Below are 18,273 nucleotides of genomic sequence, written 5' to 3'. Positions count from 1 at the left end.
GTTAGACAGGTAAATAGGAATACAAAAGAGAAATTTAATTGTTTTCGATGAACCGTGGCATTATCTTGTCAATGTTATGAGATTATTTACCAAACAACTAAGAAAAATTTACGCAATGAAGGTCATATCGATACAATGCTTTTATAAACTATTAAGTGTCGTTAGGGTGACACGCCATTGCTATGACTAAACCAATTGCTCAGTTACCCTGATGACTTATGTTGCCATTAACCACAAATAAAAGGAGTTTGTGATGAAAAAAGGAATATTCTTAGTGAGTGTTGTTGGAATAACGTTTGCAAGTGGGTTGATTGGAAATCAGATTGTTTCTGCTGATGCTGCAAAACAAGTGACAGCTGTGGGCTCAACAGCGTTACAACCCCTAGCCGCACAAGCAGCAGAAGAATTTAGTCAACAAAATCCTAAAATTACCGTTAATGTACAAGGTGGTGGTTCAGGTGCGGGACTAAGCCAAGTTGGTAAAGGTAATGTCACTATTGGAAATTCTGATATTTTTGCAGAACAAAAAGATGGGGTTAAGGCAAATCAGTTAAAGGATCATAAAGTTGCCGTCGTTGGTATTACACCCGTTGTCAATGCAGATGTTAAAGTGTCATCATTAAAAATGACTGAATTACGTGATATTTTTACGGGTAAAATTACTAATTGGCAAACGGTTGGCGGACAAGACGAAAAAATCGTGTTGGTCAATCGTGCACAAGGGTCTGGGACGCGATTTACTTTTGAAAAGGCAGTCTTGAATGGTAAGACTGCAAAAACGGCACAAGAACAGGATGATAACGGAGCAGTCCAAAAGATTGTCTCAAAGACACCAGGTGCTATTTCATACTTAGCATTTTCTTATACTGCAGGTGACCAAGCAAAAAATTTGAAACCAATTGCAATTAATAAAGTTAAGCCAACTGAAAAGAATGTACAATCTAATAAGTGGCCAGTTTGGGCTTATGAACATATGTACACGACCAAACATCCTAATAAACAAACAACCAAGTTTATTAAATTTGTTCAATCTCAGTCAATGAAAAGCACGATTAAGAAATTAGGATACATTCCTGTTTCAGATATGAAAGTCACCAAAAATGCTGACGGAGATATTGTTAAGAAATAATATGAAGTAAAGAAATATTAAATAGTAAAAAATCCGAAGCTACTTTTTTATAATGTGAAGCGCTTCGGATTTTTAACTTGTCCGGAAAGTTGGTTTATTTATAGAAAACGCTTACAATAAAACTATGCTTTAAAAAGAGGAGACAATAGTATGAAGAATGATGTGCGATGGGACAAAGCAATGTATACGACAGATACATATAATGAAGAAGGACTCAATGGGCATGCTTATGCTAAGGATGGACTTCGTGTGACAACCAGTAGTCCATTAAATGATGAGCCGGGAACGAATCCAGAACAGCTTTTAGGGATGTCATTATGTACATGCTTAGTTGGTACAATGACAGTTATTCTAAAAGAGCATAAGATTGACGTCCAAGCAAAGGCACATACTAAAGTATCGTATGTGAAGGGGAAAGGACGCTATGAATTTTTAGTTCATGCCCAAGTATGCGTACCAGGACAGACTTTATCACAAACGCGAGCATTAGTTAGTGAAGTTGAAAATCGTTGTTGTGTATCACAATTATTAAGTGGTAGTGACAATTATAGTATTGAAGCAGTTCTTGACTGGGATTAATCTGTTAATCAAAAATGACAGGGCTGACGAACATTTATGTCTATTGGTCATATTTGTTATTAATGACTATTTAAATTTGTCTACCACTTTTCCCGAAAAAAATAACTAAAAAATATGGTGACTTAGTTACAAATTAGGTGATTGTAGCAAGTTTTAAAAAATAACTCTGATGATTGAGCCTTTTTTCTCTGGTTATGCAAGTCATAGGAGGTGGTATGGTAACACAAAATACAACCCAAAGGAGTTTTTTATATGACTGAGGAATTAGGCAGTGTTTTGAACCAATATGAGTTAATGATTCGTGGTGTTTTGAAATTGGGACATGTATATCGTCAAAATGATAATTTTGAAGATTATCGGCAAGAATTACGCTTGTTACTATTAAAACGATTACTGGCTGGTGAACAGTTAACACCTCAAGACAATCCGATGTTATTTAAATGGTTATTATGGCGTTTACGAGACTTACAGCGGGGGAGTCAGCGTTATGAATCACGCCATATTTTTGCGACTGAAATACCAGAAATTGTGACAAGTGAATTAGCCTTTGAACAAATAGAGACGGTTGTAACGATTGATAAATTAATAAAAAAGCAACGTCAGTATCATGTATTACATGAATTAATGATGGATTTTATGCACTATCCGGATGACTTAATTACCCAACGGTGTATGCGTCTAAAAATTCATCGAATGACATATCATCGCCGGTTAAAATTATTACAGCAGATCATTAAACAAAATCGAACTGCGTAGTTTTAAATAAAGGAATGTAAAAAAATATGTCACAAACTATCGTGATATCAGACAAAGGATACTGTCAGGAAGTTCTTCGACAGATGACAGAAATTAGTGAGATTTGTCCCAATACGACGATGCTAATTGTTGCCGCACGTGATCGTTATCAACGTTCGGTTTCACGTGTTTACTATGAAGATGGTACTGTTGTTGATACCTTATTATCGACAAATCGGTTGATCAATAAATTAGAACATGTGTTAGGTGTCAGTCGTTGCAATCAAGTAGAAGCATACTATCGTTTGTTGCCCCCGTCTTTAAGTGGGCAAATGCGTAGCTGGGTGATGCAAAATCATGCGTTTGTACCGGTCACTAGTTATAAAAGTGGCCCAACAACATGGATTAATGTGCGTCATATCGTAGCGGTACAAACTCGGGGGTTACGGACAAATATTGTGTTAAGTGATGGATCAGTCATTCAAATTACAAAACATAAAGAAAAGTTTTTAAAACAGTTGTCTGCAACAAAAGTTGTTAGCTTATGGATGACACAATATGCTTTGGGTCATGGTGATCGATTTGATAAAATGGTATTATCTTGTGTTGATTGGCCAAGAGAAGCTAGTCAACATGTGGATCGACAACGATTACGTGATATGTTGCTTGTCATAACTTTAGAAGAACATCTTATTCACGTGACGGAGGCTAATGTCAAGAAAATGCTTCGAGGATTAATGGTGCATTTGATGCAACATATTGATAAAGAAAAAGATGTTAGGAAGGACTAGTAAGTATGCAGCAATATTCTCAAGTAATTGAAACGCCGTTAGGTAAGATGACCTTGTTAAGTGATGACAGCGCACTATTGGGTAGTTGGTTTGAAAATCAAAAACACTTTGGTGGCAAGTATGATTTAACACAGGCTATTGACAAGGAAACCCCTGTATTACGACAAGCTAAAAAATGGTTAGCAGATTACTTTGCCGGTAAGCAGCCCTTGCTGACAATGCCGATTAAGTTACATGTGACATCATTTCAAGAACAGGTGTTACACACGTTACAACAAATTGATTATGGGCAAACTGTTACTTACAAAGACATTTGTCAGCAATTAACGACAGATGAAGTATATGCTAAACATTTATCACGTGCTGTGGGACATGCCATTGGTACGAATCCGTTGTCGATTTTTTTACCTTGTCATCGGGTACTTGGTAGTAATGGTTTACTCACGGGTTACGCTGGGGGGATTGATCGCAAACGAGCGTTATTAGCTCTTGAACAGGGCACCCTTTAATTCACAAGCACCCCTTTTACTAACTTAAGAAAAGTATGATATGATGAAATTGAAATGAAGCGCTTGCTTCATCAATATCATACAATCAATCAAAAAGGGAGTACTAACATGACATTAGAATTTGCACACAAGTTAGGTTTAGGAACTAACAAGGTTGGTGGTCACAATTTATTTGATCATTTGGACGAACAAGATGGTTATGAATTAGTACGCGCCGCATTGGATGCGGGTATTAACGTACTTGATACTGCGTTTGTCTATGGTTTAGGTCGTTCAGAGGAAATTATTGGGGATGTTATCCAAGACTATGACCGTAGTAAGATTATTATTGCAACGAAGGGTGCTCAAAATCCAGATAAAGATTTGGCACCAGATAACAGTCCAGAATTTTTAGTAAAAACGGTGGAAGAGTCTTTGAAGCGTTTAAAGACAGATTATATTGATATTTTTTATATTCATTTTCCAGATGATACGTCAGATAAATTGGCTGCCGTTGAAGCGCTTGATAAGTTAAAGCAAGCAGGTAAGATTCGTGCGATTGGTGTTTCAAACTTTAGTTTTGATCAACTAAAGGAAGCTAATGCAACTGGTAAAGTTGATTTTGATGAAGATTACTATAGTCTGGCACATCGTGATGAGGAGCAAGAACGCTTCGACTATCTTCGTGAGCACGGTATTGGTTTTGTACCTTATTTCCCATTGGAATCTGGTCTATTAACTGGTCGTTATGGCAAGTCGGATCGTGAAAAATTTGATCGTTTAGATGATGCGAAATTTGATCAGATCATGACAGGTCTTGATGAATTACGTCAGATTGCGGATGCACACCAAACATCATTAACACATGTTGTTTTGGCGTGGTACATGGCAAATCCAAATATTAGTTTGGTGATTCCAGGTGCTCGTAATGCTGAACAAGCAACTGATTTAGCAAAGTCGTTAGATGTTCAGTTATCAGCTGATGAATATCATACAATTGATGAGGCTTTTAAAGCTTAGTATCATTTATTGAAAGAGTGAGGCAATCGGCTTCAGTCTTTTGGAACACGTTTAAGGGCGTTGATCTACCAATTTCAAATTGATAGATTGACGTCCTTTTTAGCTGTTCATAATGATCGATGGGCCAACCTTTTTTTGTTATTTGCGTAAACGCTTACATAATTGCTATACTGAAAGCGTAGATAATATTATTCAGGGGGGATTATTGATGACAAACATTGTACAAGGACAGCATTATCGATTCACATTACTAACGGATCGTTTAATTCGATTAGAGTATTCAGAATCAGGTAGGTTTGAAGATCGGCAAACGCAATTGGTTGTCAATCGTGATTTTGATGATGTTGATTATACAGTTAAAGAAGACAATGACGCACATCTTATAGAAATTGAGACAGCTTATTTCCATCTTTATTATGATGGTGGCGCCTTTGCAGGTAGTAACTTACGAATTGATTCAAAGTATCAATATCGATTACATGATAGTCGCTGGTATTTCGGTGAAAAAGAACCTGGTAATTTGGGTGGTACGATTCCAACATTGGATGTGGTTGATGGTGCGACACCACTTGAAAATGGTATTATGAGCCGTAATGGTTATGCCTATTTGGATGATACAGAATCATTTGCTTTAGCAGATAATGCCTTTGTGCCACGAGTACCTGAACAAACCGATGGCTACTTCTTTGCATATGGTCGTGATTATCGACAAGCATTAGCTGATTATTATCATCTGAGTGGTAAAACACCAATTTTGCCACGTTATGCATTAGGCAATTGGTGGAGTCGTTATTATAAATATACACAAGATGAATATTTAAACCTCATGGATCATTTTGAAGCAGAAGGTGTACCGATTAGTGTTTCGGTTATTGATATGGATTGGCATCGGACAAATGATGTGCCAGCACGCTTTGGTAGCACTTGGACTGGCTATTCATGGAATCGTAAATTATTTCCAAATCCTGAAAAATTTTTAGCGGAATTGAAAAAGAGATACAAGCATATTACAGTCAATACACATCCCGCCGGTGGTATTCGTGCTTTTGAGGATGCGTATCCAGCAGTCGCCAAACGTCTTGGCTTGGATACTGTTCATGAAGAACCAGCATCATTCGATTTTGATAATCCAAAATTCCGTGAGGCTTATTTTGAAGATGTTCATCATCCGCTTGAAAAGCAAGGATTGGATTTTTGGTGGTTGGATTGGCAACAGGGTTCTAGTCGTAGTAAGGATAAAGTGGAACCTTTGTGGAGTTTAAATCATTATCATTATTTGGATAATGCACAATCACATGATGGTGAAGGTTTGATTTTATCACGGTATGCTGGACCGGGTTCACATCGCTATCCAGTGGGCTTTTCTGGCGACACTGTCATCACATGGGCATCCTTAAATTTCCAACCATACTTTACAAATACGGCAACCAATATTGGTTATACTTGGTGGAGTCATGATATTGGCGGTCATATGAAAGGTAGCTTTGATCCAGAATTGGCATTACGTTGGGTGCAATACGGTGTATTCAGTCCAATCAATCGGCTACACAGTTCCGATAATCCATTTTCAGGAAAGAAACCTTGGAAATTCCGTGAGGACGTGCGCCAGTATATGGATCACTATTTGCGATTACGAAATCAATTAGTACCTTATTTGGATAGTGCAAACATTCAGACAAACTTAAACGATCGTGCATTAATTGAACCGCTTTATTATCGTTATCCTGATAATGAAGAAAGCTATTTATACAAGAACCAGTATTTCTTTGGTAACGAGTTGATGGTTGCACCAATTACGACGCCACAAGATAAGCATTTACATGTTGGCTTTGTAGATGCTTGGTTACCAAGTGGCGAATGGATGGATATTTTTACAGATCTTGTTTATCAAGGGGATGCGAATGAGGAGCAACCCCTAGTTTCAAGTACAATGTTGAATGGTCAATATAAGTCTGGCGCAACAACTGTTCGCTTCGGAAGAACCTTAGAAAATATACCAGTATTAGCAAGACTAGGGGCAATTGTGCCAATGACCAGTGATGCCATGCAATTAGCAGATGTCTTACCTGAAGATATTGATATCCATGTTTATGGTCAAAAAGATAATTCATATACAATGTATGAACATGTTGGCCATGCGATTGCACAAACTAAAATAACTGTGCAAGATGGTCAACTAACAACACATGTGATTGATCCAGATCACATTATCCCTATAAATCGAACAATGACCTTTAAGTTACATGCTTTCACAATTGATGGTCAATCTGAATTGGCACTGCATAATAATGACCAATATCATGGGCAGGCACAAACAGATACAAAACAAAGTCAACGTGCACGGCAACAATTATTAGATCAATTACAAGGTGCGGAAATGTCTTATGAAGAAAAACGTGAGATATTGAAAAAGGTTGATAATTCAGATATGACGGCTATGAAATTGGCAACTTATGCGCAAACATTGGATGATTGTAACCTACAATCAATGATTGTGGAATACGCAACATTGATTCAATAAATAATGAAAGTTCTTTTATTAAGTGAGATAGAGATGACTATCTCACTTTTTTTGTATGCTACAAAAAGTACTGCCAACGCGTGCTAATTCGTTAGCAGTACTTAATTATAGTTAGATCTATTGATTGACTTCAATCTTAAAAGAACTGATATCACCGCGATATTTTGATAAGGCATATTCTACAGGAATATCATCTTTGGTATAGGTGATAGTATGGAAGTAGAATAAGGGGTCATCTAATGGTATTTGTAATAATGCAGCAGTTGTTTCATCTGCACGCAAAAGTTCTAATGTTCGTGACGCATGGGTCATATTTAGATGATGTGCTTCAAACGTATGTAAAACAGATTCTGTTTCAAAGTTGTGATGATCAAAATCAGGTAAATATTTTGTTGGAATATATGAAGTTGTCAATAAAATAGGCTCATCGTCAGCATATCTTAATCGTGTTAAAGCAAAAATAGTATCATTAGTCGTCAACTGTAGAGCTGTTTGAATTTCTGGTGTGACAATCGTTTTTGTTAGACTAATGACTTTTGTTTTTGGAATAACCCCTTTTTCGTCCATCTCATCAGAATAGCTTTTAATCATATGGGTAAAGTTTTGCTCAATTTTGGTTGCTTTTACCCAAGTACCTAATTTTTTTCGACGAGCTAAATAACCTTCGTTGACAAGGACCTGAATGGCTTGCCGAATCGTTGGTCGACTAACCTGAAAATGATCAACTAAATCAATTTCCTTTGGAATAAAGCTGTTTAATGGATAGGTACCATCTTGGATACGAGTTAGTATTTGATTTGCAATAATGCGATATTTTGGTTGTGATTGTGTCATTATAAAACCTCTAAGAAAATAATTATGGCAAAATAAGTTGAAGCCTTATCAAAATATTATAAAATTTATTATAGTATATCGATTACAGCATTGCATAATATATATTCTGGTTACGCTAGTTTTATGTGTATTAAAACATAGTCATTAACTAGTTAGGATCAATTTATTAAATAGAAAAATAGTGATAATTCTTAGTATTTAATTCAAAAGGATTTGTTTGAAAATAAGTGAGCAAGTGTTATAATTTACTTGTAAAGTTTCACGTGAACATTTCACGAAATAACGAATTTATACGAGGTAAAGGTAATGGAAATCGGATTAGTTGGTCTTGGTAAAATGGGAATTAATCTTGCTCAAAATATGATTCGCAATGATAATAAAGTTGTTGGGTTTGATTTGAACGCTGATTTGGTAAAAGAGGCTCAAAGTTATGGTGCAAAAGGAGTATCTACACTAAAAGAAATGGTTGATACTCTTGAAAAGCCACGTTTGGTTTGGGTAATGGTGCCAGCAGGGAAGCCAACGGATGAGACTATTGCTAATTTAGGCGAGTTACTTGATGAAGGTGATTACTTAATTGATGGGGGAAATACTTTCTGGAAAGATAGTTTGCGTCATAATCGTTTGATTTCTGAGAAGGGAATTCATTATTTTGATGCTGGTTCTTCTGGTGGTTGGCGTGGAGCTTTAAATGGTGGTAATTTCATGGTTGGTGGTGATGATGCAGAATCATTTGAAGCAATTCGTCCATTATTTGAAGGAATTGCTCAAAAGGATGGATATCTTTATACTGGTAAAGCAGGTTCAGGACATTATTTAAAGATGGTTCATAACGGTATTGAATATGGAATGATGGAAGCTATTGGAGAAGGTTTTGAAGTATTGGAAGCTTCGAGCTTTAATTATGACAATGCTGCCGTTGCTAAGCTGTGGAATCATGGATCAGTAGTTCGTAGTTGGTTGATGGAGTTAGCAGAAGATGCATTTAAAGATGATGCACATCTTGATGGCATTTTGGGTCGGATGCATTCAAATGGTGAAGGTCAATGGACAGTTGAAGATGCAATGGATAATCAAGTGCCAACACCGGTTATCTATGCAGCGGTAGCAGCACGCTATCGTTCAATGCAAGATGATACTTTTACTGGTAAAGTTGTTGCTGCATTGCGTAATGGATTCGGCGGACATGCTGTTGATAAGAAGTAAATAATGATAAATTAGTTGTGCGTGGTATTTATGTAATATCACGCTTTTTTAATGAGGGGGATTAAAAAATGGATAGAGGGACTATTATAAATAGTTTAAAAAATAATGGAATAGTTGCAATTATTAGAACAAAAAATGAGGAGCAAGCCAGGAAAAGTATTGAAACCCTTGTGGATTCAGGAATTAAAAGTATAGAAATTACTTTTTCAGTGCCTAATGTTCTTAATATAATTCGTGAATATAATCAAAAATATTTTTATGATGAAATAGTTATTGGAGCTGGTACAGTATCTAATGTAACTACAGCAACATTGGCAATTATGGCGGGAGCGAAATTTATTGTGTCACCTTTTTTTGATAAAAAAATTGCCAAACAAGCAAATTTTTATCAAATTCCATATTTGCCCGGAGCAACAACTCCGTCGGAAATTAAACGAGCACTTGAATTTGGTAGTGAAATAATTAAGTTATTTCCAGCTTCTGAGCTTTCAACAGGAATTGTTAGATCTCTTGAAGGACCTATGCCACAAGCAATTTTGATGCCTACTGGTGGAGTGTCACTTGATAATGCTAAAAATTGGCTATTAGCAGGAGCAAAAATTATTGCAGTTGGAGGAGATTTAACTTGTTGGGGAGAAGATGAAAATTGGGAAATGATGAAAATAACGGCACAAAAGTATCTAAAATTGTTTGATTAACAAAACTACAAAAAAAAATAAAAAAGTATATTCTGAAAAGGATTTTTTTGTTATAATTAGTTTGTTCGAAGAACCAACTATATTATTTATTTTTTTTGGGGGGTCATATTATGACAGAAAAGAATCGAACAACAGCGGAGGCTGTTGCGATTAATTCGAAAATACGTCCAATTGGACATATTGGTTTTGGTGAAAAAGTAGGATTTGGTCTTGGGGACTTTGCTTGTAATTTAGTTTATGCAAGTTTGTCATCATATCTATTATTCTTCTATACTAATGTTTTTGGTTTGTCTGCTGGTGCAGCAGGTCTTATTTTCTTTGTAGTAAGAATTATTGATGCAGTCAGCGATCCTGTTATTGGGTTTTTTGTTGACAAAACAAATACTAAGTATGGTAAATATCGACCATTTCTACTATGGGGTGCAATTCCGTTTGCACTATTGGCTGTGCTATGTTTTACTGTTCCAAACTTTGGGGGAGCAGCAAAATTAGTTTACGCATACGTTACTTATATTTTATTGTCGGTATGTTATACGGCAGTAAACGTACCATATGGTAGTTTAACTTCAGCAATGACAAATAATCAGCAAGAATCTGTTAGTTTAACAACATATCGTACTTTCTTAGCAAATGTTGGTCAAGTTATTGTAGCTTATTTTGTGCCATTTTTAGCAGAGATATTTACTAAGAGTATGGGAGCAGCAAAAGGTTGGCAACTAGCTATGATTGTTATGGGTGTAATGGGCGGACTTCTTTTGTGGGGTTGCTTCTTTAGTACTCATGAGCGTGTTAAAGTTCCTTCATCTCATACAAAGGTTAGTGTTAAAGATGTTTTTGAACAACTTATTCATAATCGTCCTTTAATGGTATTGTGTGTGTTCTTCTTTGTTATCTATGGGGTTAAGTCGATAGTTAGTTCAACAGGTATTTATTATGTAACTTATTATGTTGGAAGAGAAGATTTAGTAAAATGGTATTCTCTTGCTGGAACACTTCCAGCACTTGCGTTTATTCCAATTATTCCATGGTTATCTGAACACATGACTAAATTCCAATTAATTATTTTATCAGTTGCTACGGATATTATTGGAATGGCAGGACTATTTTTTGCCCGACCAGAGTGGATTACTTGGATCTTTATTTCAAGAGGTATTGCTTCTGTTGGTAATGGTATGATCTCAGCTTATATGTGGGCTTTGGTGCCAGAAACCGTTGAATATGGTGAATACATGACTAATAAGAGAATGGGTGGTGTAATCTATGCAATTATTGGTTTTGTATTTAAATGTGGAAATGCCCTTGGAGGTATGATTCCAGGATTAGTTCTTTCTGCAACAGGATATGTGGCTGCCACAAGTCATCAAACACCAGGCGCTCTACATGGTATTGTGATTGCAACGACAGTTATTCCTATCATTATTTATTTCATAGCAATCTTTTCTATGAAATTCTATAATCTTGATAAAAAAACATATGAAAAAATTTCGTCTGAATTACAAGCACGTAATTTGAAGGAAATGGCTGAAGAGGCTGAAGGGAAGTAAACATGGCGATTATAAAAAATCCAGTATTAACAGGTTTTAATCCTGATCCAGTTTTATTTAAAGATGATAAACATTATTATCTAGCCGTTTCAACATTTGAATGGCTTCCTGGGATTAGAGTTTATGTATCTGATGATTTGGTTAATTGGAAGTATGAAACGTCTATTTTAAATGATCCTAAATTAGTTGATTTAAATGGAAAACCAACAGGAGGTTCAATTTGGGCTCCATTCATTAAATATCATAATGGTATTTATTATGCTGTTTATACAGTCGTAAATGCAACTAGAGTGCCATATAAAGATGTTGACAATTATATTACTAAAGCATCAGATATTCATGGCCCATGGAGTGAACCGGTATATGTTAACAGCTCAGGATTTGATCCATCATTATTTATTGACGATGACGATGAAGCGTACTTTATTAATGAGATATGGGATTATCGATTAAGTACTCATAATAAATCAGCAGGTGTTGTATGTCAGAAAATTTCGTTAGATGATTTTCACTTAGAAGGTACTTCTAAGAAAATATTTATGGGCACAAAACCACAGAAAACTGAAGCTCCACAAGTATATAAGCATGATGGTTGGTATTATTTGTTGTGTGCAGAAGGTGGTACTGGAGTAGATGAAGCACACCAAGAAACGGTAGCAAGAAGTAAAAATATATGGGGACCATATGAGGTGGATCCTAATAATCCAATGCTAACATCAAAGAATCATCCAGAAATAATTTTACAGTCTTCTGGACATGCTAGCTTAATGGAAACAAATGATCATGAGTGGTATATTGCTCATTTGTGTACAAGACCATTAGACGGAATATATCCAATTTTAGGTCGTGAGACGGCTATTCAAAAGGTTCAATGGACAGACTCTGGATGGTTAGAATTAACTACTGGTAAAAATATTCCTTCTGATGAGGTACAAGCTCCAAAATTCGTTGAAGAGAGTGGCGACCTAAATAACTCCTTTGAAGATTCATTGACAAGTAGTGACCCAATTAATCAAGAACATTGGAATGTACTACGAAATTTCAGTTCTAATGAATGGCTAGTACCAAGTGAAAAAGGGTTGACTATTAAGGGTGGCCAGTCACCACAATCAGCTTTTGAACAGCATATAATAGGTACCAGACAAACTGATTTTAAGTATCGTGCTTCAGTTAACATGTATTATAAAGCGAACAACTATTTACAATTAGCAGGAATGGCGCTTTATTTAGACTTATCTAATTTTATTTTGATAATGATAACTACTTCTGAAAAGGGAGAGCCGTGTGCGGTGTTGCAACAAGAAGTAAATGGTGAATTTGAACAAATTGGTACTTGTCAAATTGATAACCTTTATAATTATCAATTTGAAATTGTCGTAGATAACAACGAAGCTAAATTTACTATTCGAGATAGTAATTTAGTTAGACAACTTGGTAAGCTGGATATTTCTTTCTTATCAGGTGGATTTACAGGTAATTTCATTAGTTTAGATGTTATAGATATGGAACGAAGAAATAATAGTCAAGCGACGTTTACAAACTTTAAGTATGAAGTTATGTAGTTTGCTTAAAAATAATAGCAAGGAAGATAGTGGGATTTTTAAGTCTTTCTTGCTTTTTGGTTTTACAATATTTGGTACCGATAGCTAATTTGACAGATTAGTCATTGGTACCTTTGTTTTTGTATAATAATTTATGGAGAGAACAAAAAAGTATAAGCAGACCAATTGTAACTAGGCTACCAAACAAAATTTATCTAGAAAGGATCGCTAACATGGATAAGTATATTAAGATTTTACTTGTCATTTGAGATTATCTTACAATAATTACTTTCTGCACTATTCTTGTTTAATGAACGAAAATGGGACGAACCTAGTACAAATATGTCTTATTTCATACTGCTAATATATTTAATCAATTATTGATTCATTCATAAGTAAAAATATGGTTGTCCACAATGTCATCTGACAGCGTTAGCCAAGTTGTCAGATAGTACAAGTAATCATATTATGACTAATGTTAAACAAGCAGGTGTTATAAAATTAAGTGAAAATGTCAGCCTGAAGCATATTGCTCATGCATATAATTTTTTGCCTCATAATGTGATGTGGCAAATGCAAAGAGATTCACCTATAACAAAACGGGCGTTCAATATTTACTAAGCATATTGTCTTTAAATATCATTTCTACCCGTAAAATTACAAACAAAAAATAGCCAAATTTATGGGAAATTCAGCTATTCAATGGTTAATATATTTAATTAACTAATTTTGCTATCAGTGTGATTGAAACAACAGCCTTTTTTGAATTTCGTAGAACGACAAAGGAAATTTCATAATTTAATTTTTAATATGACATAATCAAAAAAATAAAATAATGATAACCTCAACTAAATTATTGATATTTAAGGATGGAGCGAGATGTTCTATTTCAATATTCCCCTAATTAATTGTTTAGATTCACAATATTTTCTTGAGAAATATTATAGTTATTTTCGTTATTTGAAAATACATCTGTTTTTAATCCATAGATATTAATATTACGAAGTTGTGCGTTTTTAGTATTTTTAAACCAAAAACCAGAATCAGCATATTTTTGGGAGTTATCAATCATCTCGGGTTCTTCTGCCGTAGCATTTTTCTTCATATAGATATTCATATTTGAAAGCCGTATTCCATTAACTGGTGATTCTGGAATACCATAAACAAAACCTGCTACTGAAGTAACACCAGTCGCTGTAACATCTGATATGGATATATTTTTAATGCTTGGTGTTGTTTTATCAATTGCTTGTTTTTCATCTGATAAATAAGAATCTTTTTGAGAACCGCTATGTCCATACATTGCATTAATAGCAAGTGGGGTCAATACTTTGTGCATTGTGATATTTGAAACGGATACATTTTTAATATAGCCACCTCTACCACGACGTGTCTTCATTCTTATACCACGATCAGTTTGGTCAAAAATATTATTATTAATTGTAACATCGGAAATTCCACCACTCATTTCACTACCAAAAGTAACACCACCATGGCCATGTTTCATTAAATTATTTGAAATAATTATATTTTTTGTTGGACTTTTCTTTTTAGTAGCCTCTGTACCAGATTTAATTGCAATACAATCATCACCATCATTAATTGTATTATTGATGATTTTTACGTTTTGAGAAGACTCTGGATCAATACCATCAGTATTGGGAGAATCGATAGGATTATTTATATTAACGCCTTGAATTAAAATGTTGTGACTTTCTAATGGATGAATTGTCCATGCAGGTGAATTTTTCAATGTAATACCCGATATGCGAACTTGAGAACTATTGTCGAATGCAACAAGGTATGGACGAGAATATTTAAAAGGAATTTTGTCTGCATTTTTTAAAGGCCCTTCTTTGGCCTTATTATACATCTTCCACCACTTGCCACCATTACCATCAATTGTACCAGATCCGGTAATGGCAACATTTTTAACATTTTTACCATAAATATCAGCATGTCGCATTTTTACGTTTTGCCCTTCATAACGCGTGGAAATTGCCGGAAAATCGCTAAATTTATTTGAAAAAATTATTTTAGACCCAGCGGATAAATGAATTTCAACATTGCTTTTTAAATCGAGATATTTTACGTTATATGTTCCAGCGGTAATATTAATTTTACCACCACCATTTTTAGATATTGAATTAATTTTAGTTTGAATAGCTTTTGTTGGATTGGATTTACTATTTTTTTCAGTGATGTTAAATTCAGTATTATTAGCACTAATTGGTTGGTTAAAATTCAATATTACTGAAAAGGCTATAAGAGACAATAGTACTTCTATTACGTTCAATTTATGTTTCATGTTTTCTCCTTAATAAAAATCTACACACTCTAGTTAGGACAAATAAGAAAATTATTAAAAATCTAAAAACAAATAAAAATGAATCATTTCACAATCTTAAAGATAGCGCTTTCAATAAATCGTGTCAATTTTAAAGATTATGAATCATTTTTAAATCAATAAGCAATGTTGACAAAAAAAAGAAGCAACACTAAAATGTAAGCGGTATCAATTATCTTGATTTTGCTTTAAATGTTCACGTGTGCATTAATGCAATATCCATTGGGGGTGTATTTATGTTTTTAAATAGTATTTCAGGATCCTGTGAAATGCTCATATTGATTTTTGTAGGTTTTTTAATAGGGCGATCCAAATTAGTAGGTGAAAATTTGAAAATAATCCATGGATTTATTCCTAAATTATTAACTTATATTGCATTACCATCTTATATGATTACAAATCTCACTCAAGATTTTACAAAAGACAAACTTATATTATTAATTCCCAAAATTTGGATTCCTGTTTTATCGATGGCTATTTTATACTTACTTTCATTGTTATTTGTACGTATTTTCAGTATTCCTGATAATCATAAGGGAACTTTTCAATCAATGTTTTTTAATTCTAATACAATTTTTGTGGGACTACCAATAAATATGGCGTTATTTGGGAGTGTTAGTTTACCTTACGTTCTAGTGTATTACATGGCTAATACAGCTATTTTTTGGTCATTTGGTGCTTATATGATTTCTAAAGATGGTAAGAATGCCTCTCAAAAAATTGATATTATGGATACTTTAAAAAAAGTATTTTCACCACCAATGTTAGGATTTATTTGTGGTGTTGTCCTTGTTATTTTAGGAGTTCAGTTACCCGCAATCTTTTCTAAAGACTTAACTTATTTGGGAAATATGACAACACCGTTGGCAATGATTTTTATTGGTTTAACAATGTCAAGTTTTTCAGCTGAGAGTAGCTTTAAATTCTTAAGTTTTGATAATATTGGCGTTTTACTTGGAAGGTTTTTATTTGCGCCAATTGTGACGGTATTATTAATGTCTTTAAGTTCAGGGGGAACTCTAATGAAGGATGTTTTTTTGATTCAATCTGCAATGCCGGTTATGACGAATGCACCGGTGGTCGCACAACTATATGGTGGGGATAGCGAATATGCCTCTACTTTAGTAGTAGAATCAACGTTACTAAGTATGTTTGTGGTACCAATTTTGTCAGTCTTTATTAGATAAAAAATAATTCAAAATAATGGTAGCGCTTTCAATAGTAACGTGATATTATGAATACGAGGGGAATTTTTATCATAAAATGTTCACGCGAACATTTTATGATAAAACCTGCTTGGCTGCAGTCTTATTTATTGTTGTGTACCCTTAAATGTTCACGTGAACATTTAAGGGCCGTCACCATCCATCGGAGGTATAAAAATGGCAGACGGAGTAGTGTCTTCTGGCAAAGAGGGGTCAGAGACAGAAGTGTTACTTAATGATTCATCAAAGCGTATTCCAAAAAAGCAACAAGTAGCGTATGGCTTTGGGGACATGGGAAATGGGTTTATGTTTGATTTAGGTCAAGCATATCTAACAAAGTTTTGGATTGATGGTACTGGTATTTCTGCTGGTATTGTTGGAGGAATTTTTGCCTTTACCAAAATATTTGATGCGATTATGGATCCAATTGTAGGAACTGTGATTGATAATCGTGAGGGCGGTAAGCATGGAAAATTCCGTCCTGTAATGATGTTTTCATCGATTTTACTAGCCATAATGACAGTGGTTACATTCACTATGCCAATGGGCTTGTCAGATTCGCAAAAAGTTATGTATGCGTTAATTACGTATATGATTTGGGGAGTATTTTATTCGATGACAAACGATCCCTATGGTTCGCTTGCGTCAGTAATGAGTAGAAATCTTGAAGATCGTAGTTTTATGTCAACAACTCGCCAGGTTGGATCGGTAGTTGCTCAATTGGTTGCTGGTGTTGCTTTTATTCCTTTGATGCAATTTACAAGTGGTGGTCATCCTTTACATGGTTATACCATTGCAGCTGCAATTTTTGGAATTATGGGTGTTTTAGGCTTTTTGGTCTGCTTCTTAGGAACGCGTGAAAATCTAAAGGTTAAGCGTGATAAAGCTGAAAAAGAATCAATGAAGGATTATTTCCGAGTAATCTTCACAAACGGTCCATTAGGAGCATTAATTTTAATGACGCTTTTCACAATTTCTGCCATGAATACAAATAATCAGATGATGGTATTCTATGCACAATATAATTTAGGAAATATCGGGCTTCAACCAATTATTAATTTTATTATGATGGGAAGTTCAGTTGTTGGTGTGTTTATGGTACCTAGTTTGACGAAGCATTTCGGTCAAAAGAAAACGGCGGTAGTTAGTCTATTTATTGGAGCTATTGCAAATACAATTAACTATTTACTACCAACAAATTTGTACACATTTATCATCTTTGTAACGATTGGCTATGTAGCTTTGGCAATTCCAAATGGGATTACTTGGGCGCTTGTTTCAAATGCAATTGACTATGGTGAGTGGCATACAGGTCATCGTAAAGAGGGAATTACATATGCTGCGTTTAATTTCTCACGTAAAATTGCACAATCCATTGCAGCATTGGTTTCTTCAGGATTGCTTGCAATGACAGGATATATAGCAAATCATGTTCAAACTGAAGCAGCCTTAAATGGAATTAAGATCGCGATGACCTTATATCCAGCTATCTGTTTGGCAGCTGCAGGAATTATTATTTGGTTCTTGTTCCGGCTTGATGATACTAAATTCAAAAATATTTCAGATGATTTAGATCATGGTCGTTGGGAAAATGGAACGCTATAAAGAAATAAGGAAATATTAGGGGGAATAAAA

15 protein-coding genes are annotated in these 18,273 nt (G+C 34.8%); 13 read left to right on the top strand and 2 right to left on the bottom strand.

Annotated elements, in window-relative coordinates; all coding sequences use genetic code 11:
- Window positions 1-253: 253 nt before the first annotated feature.
- From AC3B5D_RS06710 to AC3B5D_RS06680, 7 genes are all read left to right on the top strand, one after another.
- Window positions 254-1,129: a phosphate ABC transporter substrate-binding protein PstS family protein gene (locus AC3B5D_RS06710; protein ID WP_489840792.1), complete on the top strand. Its 876-nt coding sequence runs from the start codon at window positions 254-256 to the stop codon at window positions 1,127-1,129.
- 150 nt (window positions 1,130-1,279) lie between these two features.
- Window positions 1,280-1,708, top strand: a complete 429-nt coding sequence (locus AC3B5D_RS06705) for an OsmC family protein (RefSeq protein WP_489840793.1) — start codon at window positions 1,280-1,282, stop codon at window positions 1,706-1,708.
- Window positions 1,709-1,960: 252 nt separating this feature from the next.
- On the top strand, window positions 1,961-2,464 hold the full coding sequence (locus AC3B5D_RS06700; protein ID WP_489840794.1) for a hypothetical protein: 504 nt from the start codon (window positions 1,961-1,963) through the stop codon (window positions 2,462-2,464).
- Window positions 2,465-2,547: 83 nt separating this feature from the next.
- Window positions 2,548-3,234, top strand: coding sequence for a competence protein ComK (locus AC3B5D_RS06695; protein ID WP_489840795.1), 687 nt, complete (start codon window positions 2,548-2,550; stop codon window positions 3,232-3,234).
- 5 nt (window positions 3,235-3,239) lie between these two features.
- Window positions 3,240-3,743, top strand: coding sequence for a methylated-DNA--[protein]-cysteine S-methyltransferase (locus AC3B5D_RS06690; protein WP_489840796.1), 504 nt, complete (start codon window positions 3,240-3,242; stop codon window positions 3,741-3,743).
- A 108-nt stretch (window positions 3,744-3,851) separates the two neighbouring features.
- Window positions 3,852-4,742, top strand: a complete 891-nt coding sequence (locus AC3B5D_RS06685) for an aldo/keto reductase (protein WP_489840797.1) — start codon at window positions 3,852-3,854, stop codon at window positions 4,740-4,742.
- A gap of 208 nt (window positions 4,743-4,950) precedes the next feature.
- Window positions 4,951-7,263: a glycoside hydrolase family 31 protein gene (locus AC3B5D_RS06680; RefSeq protein ID WP_489840798.1), complete on the top strand. Its 2,313-nt coding sequence runs from the start codon at window positions 4,951-4,953 to the stop codon at window positions 7,261-7,263.
- Between the two features lie 117 nt (window positions 7,264-7,380).
- On the opposite strand, the gene AC3B5D_RS06675 is transcribed toward AC3B5D_RS06680, so the two are convergent.
- A complete protein-coding gene (locus AC3B5D_RS06675) occupies window positions 7,381-8,097 on the bottom strand; it encodes a GntR family transcriptional regulator (RefSeq protein ID WP_489840799.1) in 717 nt (238 codons plus the stop codon).
- A gap of 306 nt (window positions 8,098-8,403) precedes the next feature.
- On the opposite strand from AC3B5D_RS06675, the gene gnd reads away from it, so the two are divergent.
- From gnd to AC3B5D_RS06655, 4 genes are all read left to right on the top strand, one after another.
- Window positions 8,404-9,303 carry a phosphogluconate dehydrogenase (NAD(+)-dependent, decarboxylating) gene (gene gnd, locus AC3B5D_RS06670; RefSeq protein WP_489840800.1) on the top strand — a complete coding sequence of 300 codons (900 nt, stop codon included), beginning with the start codon at window positions 8,404-8,406 and terminating at the stop codon, window positions 9,301-9,303.
- A 68-nt stretch (window positions 9,304-9,371) separates the two neighbouring features.
- Window positions 9,372-10,001: a bifunctional 2-keto-4-hydroxyglutarate aldolase/2-keto-3-deoxy-6-phosphogluconate aldolase gene (locus AC3B5D_RS06665; protein WP_489840801.1), complete on the top strand. Its 630-nt coding sequence runs from the start codon at window positions 9,372-9,374 to the stop codon at window positions 9,999-10,001.
- Window positions 10,002-10,111: 110 nt separating this feature from the next.
- Complete coding sequence (locus tag AC3B5D_RS06660; RefSeq protein WP_489840802.1) at window positions 10,112-11,545, top strand: glycoside-pentoside-hexuronide (GPH):cation symporter; 1,434 nt, start codon at window positions 10,112-10,114, stop codon at window positions 11,543-11,545.
- 2 nt (window positions 11,546-11,547) lie between these two features.
- Window positions 11,548-13,107, top strand: coding sequence for a family 43 glycosylhydrolase (locus AC3B5D_RS06655; RefSeq protein ID WP_489840803.1), 1,560 nt, complete (start codon window positions 11,548-11,550; stop codon window positions 13,105-13,107).
- Between the two features lie 883 nt (window positions 13,108-13,990).
- On the opposite strand, the gene AC3B5D_RS06650 is transcribed toward AC3B5D_RS06655, so the two are convergent.
- The gene (locus AC3B5D_RS06650; RefSeq protein ID WP_489840804.1) at window positions 13,991-15,394 is read right to left on the bottom strand and encodes a glycoside hydrolase family 28 protein; all 1,404 of its coding nucleotides are present in this window, start codon (window positions 15,392-15,394) and stop codon (window positions 13,991-13,993) included.
- 275 nt (window positions 15,395-15,669) lie between these two features.
- On the opposite strand from AC3B5D_RS06650, the gene AC3B5D_RS06645 reads away from it, so the two are divergent.
- Window positions 15,670-16,620, top strand: a complete 951-nt coding sequence (locus tag AC3B5D_RS06645; protein ID WP_489840805.1) for an AEC family transporter — start codon at window positions 15,670-15,672, stop codon at window positions 16,618-16,620.
- A gap of 195 nt (window positions 16,621-16,815) precedes the next feature.
- Entirely contained in the window at window positions 16,816-18,243 is a 1,428-nt protein-coding gene (locus tag AC3B5D_RS06640; RefSeq protein WP_489840806.1) for a glycoside-pentoside-hexuronide (GPH):cation symporter, read from the top strand.
- Window positions 18,244-18,273: the final 30 nt, after the last annotated feature.

It is taken from the genome of Weissella sp. ESL1177 (genome assembly GCF_058107185.1).
Note: the sequence above shows the minus strand (reverse complement) of the source record. Positions and strands in the feature narration are given on the sequence as shown.

Excerpts from the sequence above, each read along its gene's own strand:
- AC3B5D_RS06685 (WP_489840797.1), top strand. The coding sequence starts at position 3,852 with ATGACATTAGAATTTGCACACAAGTTAGGTTTAGGAACTAACAAGGTT.
- AC3B5D_RS06680 (WP_489840798.1), top strand. The coding sequence starts at position 4,951 with ATGACAAACATTGTACAAGGACAGCATTATCGATTCACATTACTAACG.
- AC3B5D_RS06660 (WP_489840802.1), top strand. The coding sequence starts at position 10,112 with ATGACAGAAAAGAATCGAACAACAGCGGAGGCTGTTGCGATTAATTCG.
- gnd (WP_489840800.1), top strand. The coding sequence starts at position 8,404 with ATGGAAATCGGATTAGTTGGTCTTGGTAAAATGGGAATTAATCTTGCT.
- AC3B5D_RS06650 (WP_489840804.1), bottom strand. The coding sequence starts at position 15,394 with ATGAAACATAAATTGAACGTAATAGAAGTACTATTGTCTCTTATAGCC.
- AC3B5D_RS06695 (WP_489840795.1), top strand. The coding sequence starts at position 2,548 with ATGACAGAAATTAGTGAGATTTGTCCCAATACGACGATGCTAATTGTT.
- AC3B5D_RS06675 (WP_489840799.1), bottom strand. The coding sequence starts at position 8,097 with ATGACACAATCACAACCAAAATATCGCATTATTGCAAATCAAATACTA.
- AC3B5D_RS06690 (WP_489840796.1), top strand. The coding sequence starts at position 3,240 with ATGCAGCAATATTCTCAAGTAATTGAAACGCCGTTAGGTAAGATGACC.
- AC3B5D_RS06645 (WP_489840805.1), top strand. The coding sequence starts at position 15,670 with ATGTTTTTAAATAGTATTTCAGGATCCTGTGAAATGCTCATATTGATT.
- AC3B5D_RS06665 (WP_489840801.1), top strand. The coding sequence starts at position 9,372 with ATGGATAGAGGGACTATTATAAATAGTTTAAAAAATAATGGAATAGTT.
- AC3B5D_RS06700 (WP_489840794.1), top strand. The coding sequence starts at position 1,961 with ATGACTGAGGAATTAGGCAGTGTTTTGAACCAATATGAGTTAATGATT.
- AC3B5D_RS06655 (WP_489840803.1), top strand. The coding sequence starts at position 11,548 with ATGGCGATTATAAAAAATCCAGTATTAACAGGTTTTAATCCTGATCCA.
- AC3B5D_RS06705 (WP_489840793.1), top strand. The coding sequence starts at position 1,280 with ATGAAGAATGATGTGCGATGGGACAAAGCAATGTATACGACAGATACA.
- AC3B5D_RS06710 (WP_489840792.1), top strand. The coding sequence starts at position 254 with ATGAAAAAAGGAATATTCTTAGTGAGTGTTGTTGGAATAACGTTTGCA.
- AC3B5D_RS06640 (WP_489840806.1), top strand. The coding sequence starts at position 16,816 with ATGGCAGACGGAGTAGTGTCTTCTGGCAAAGAGGGGTCAGAGACAGAA.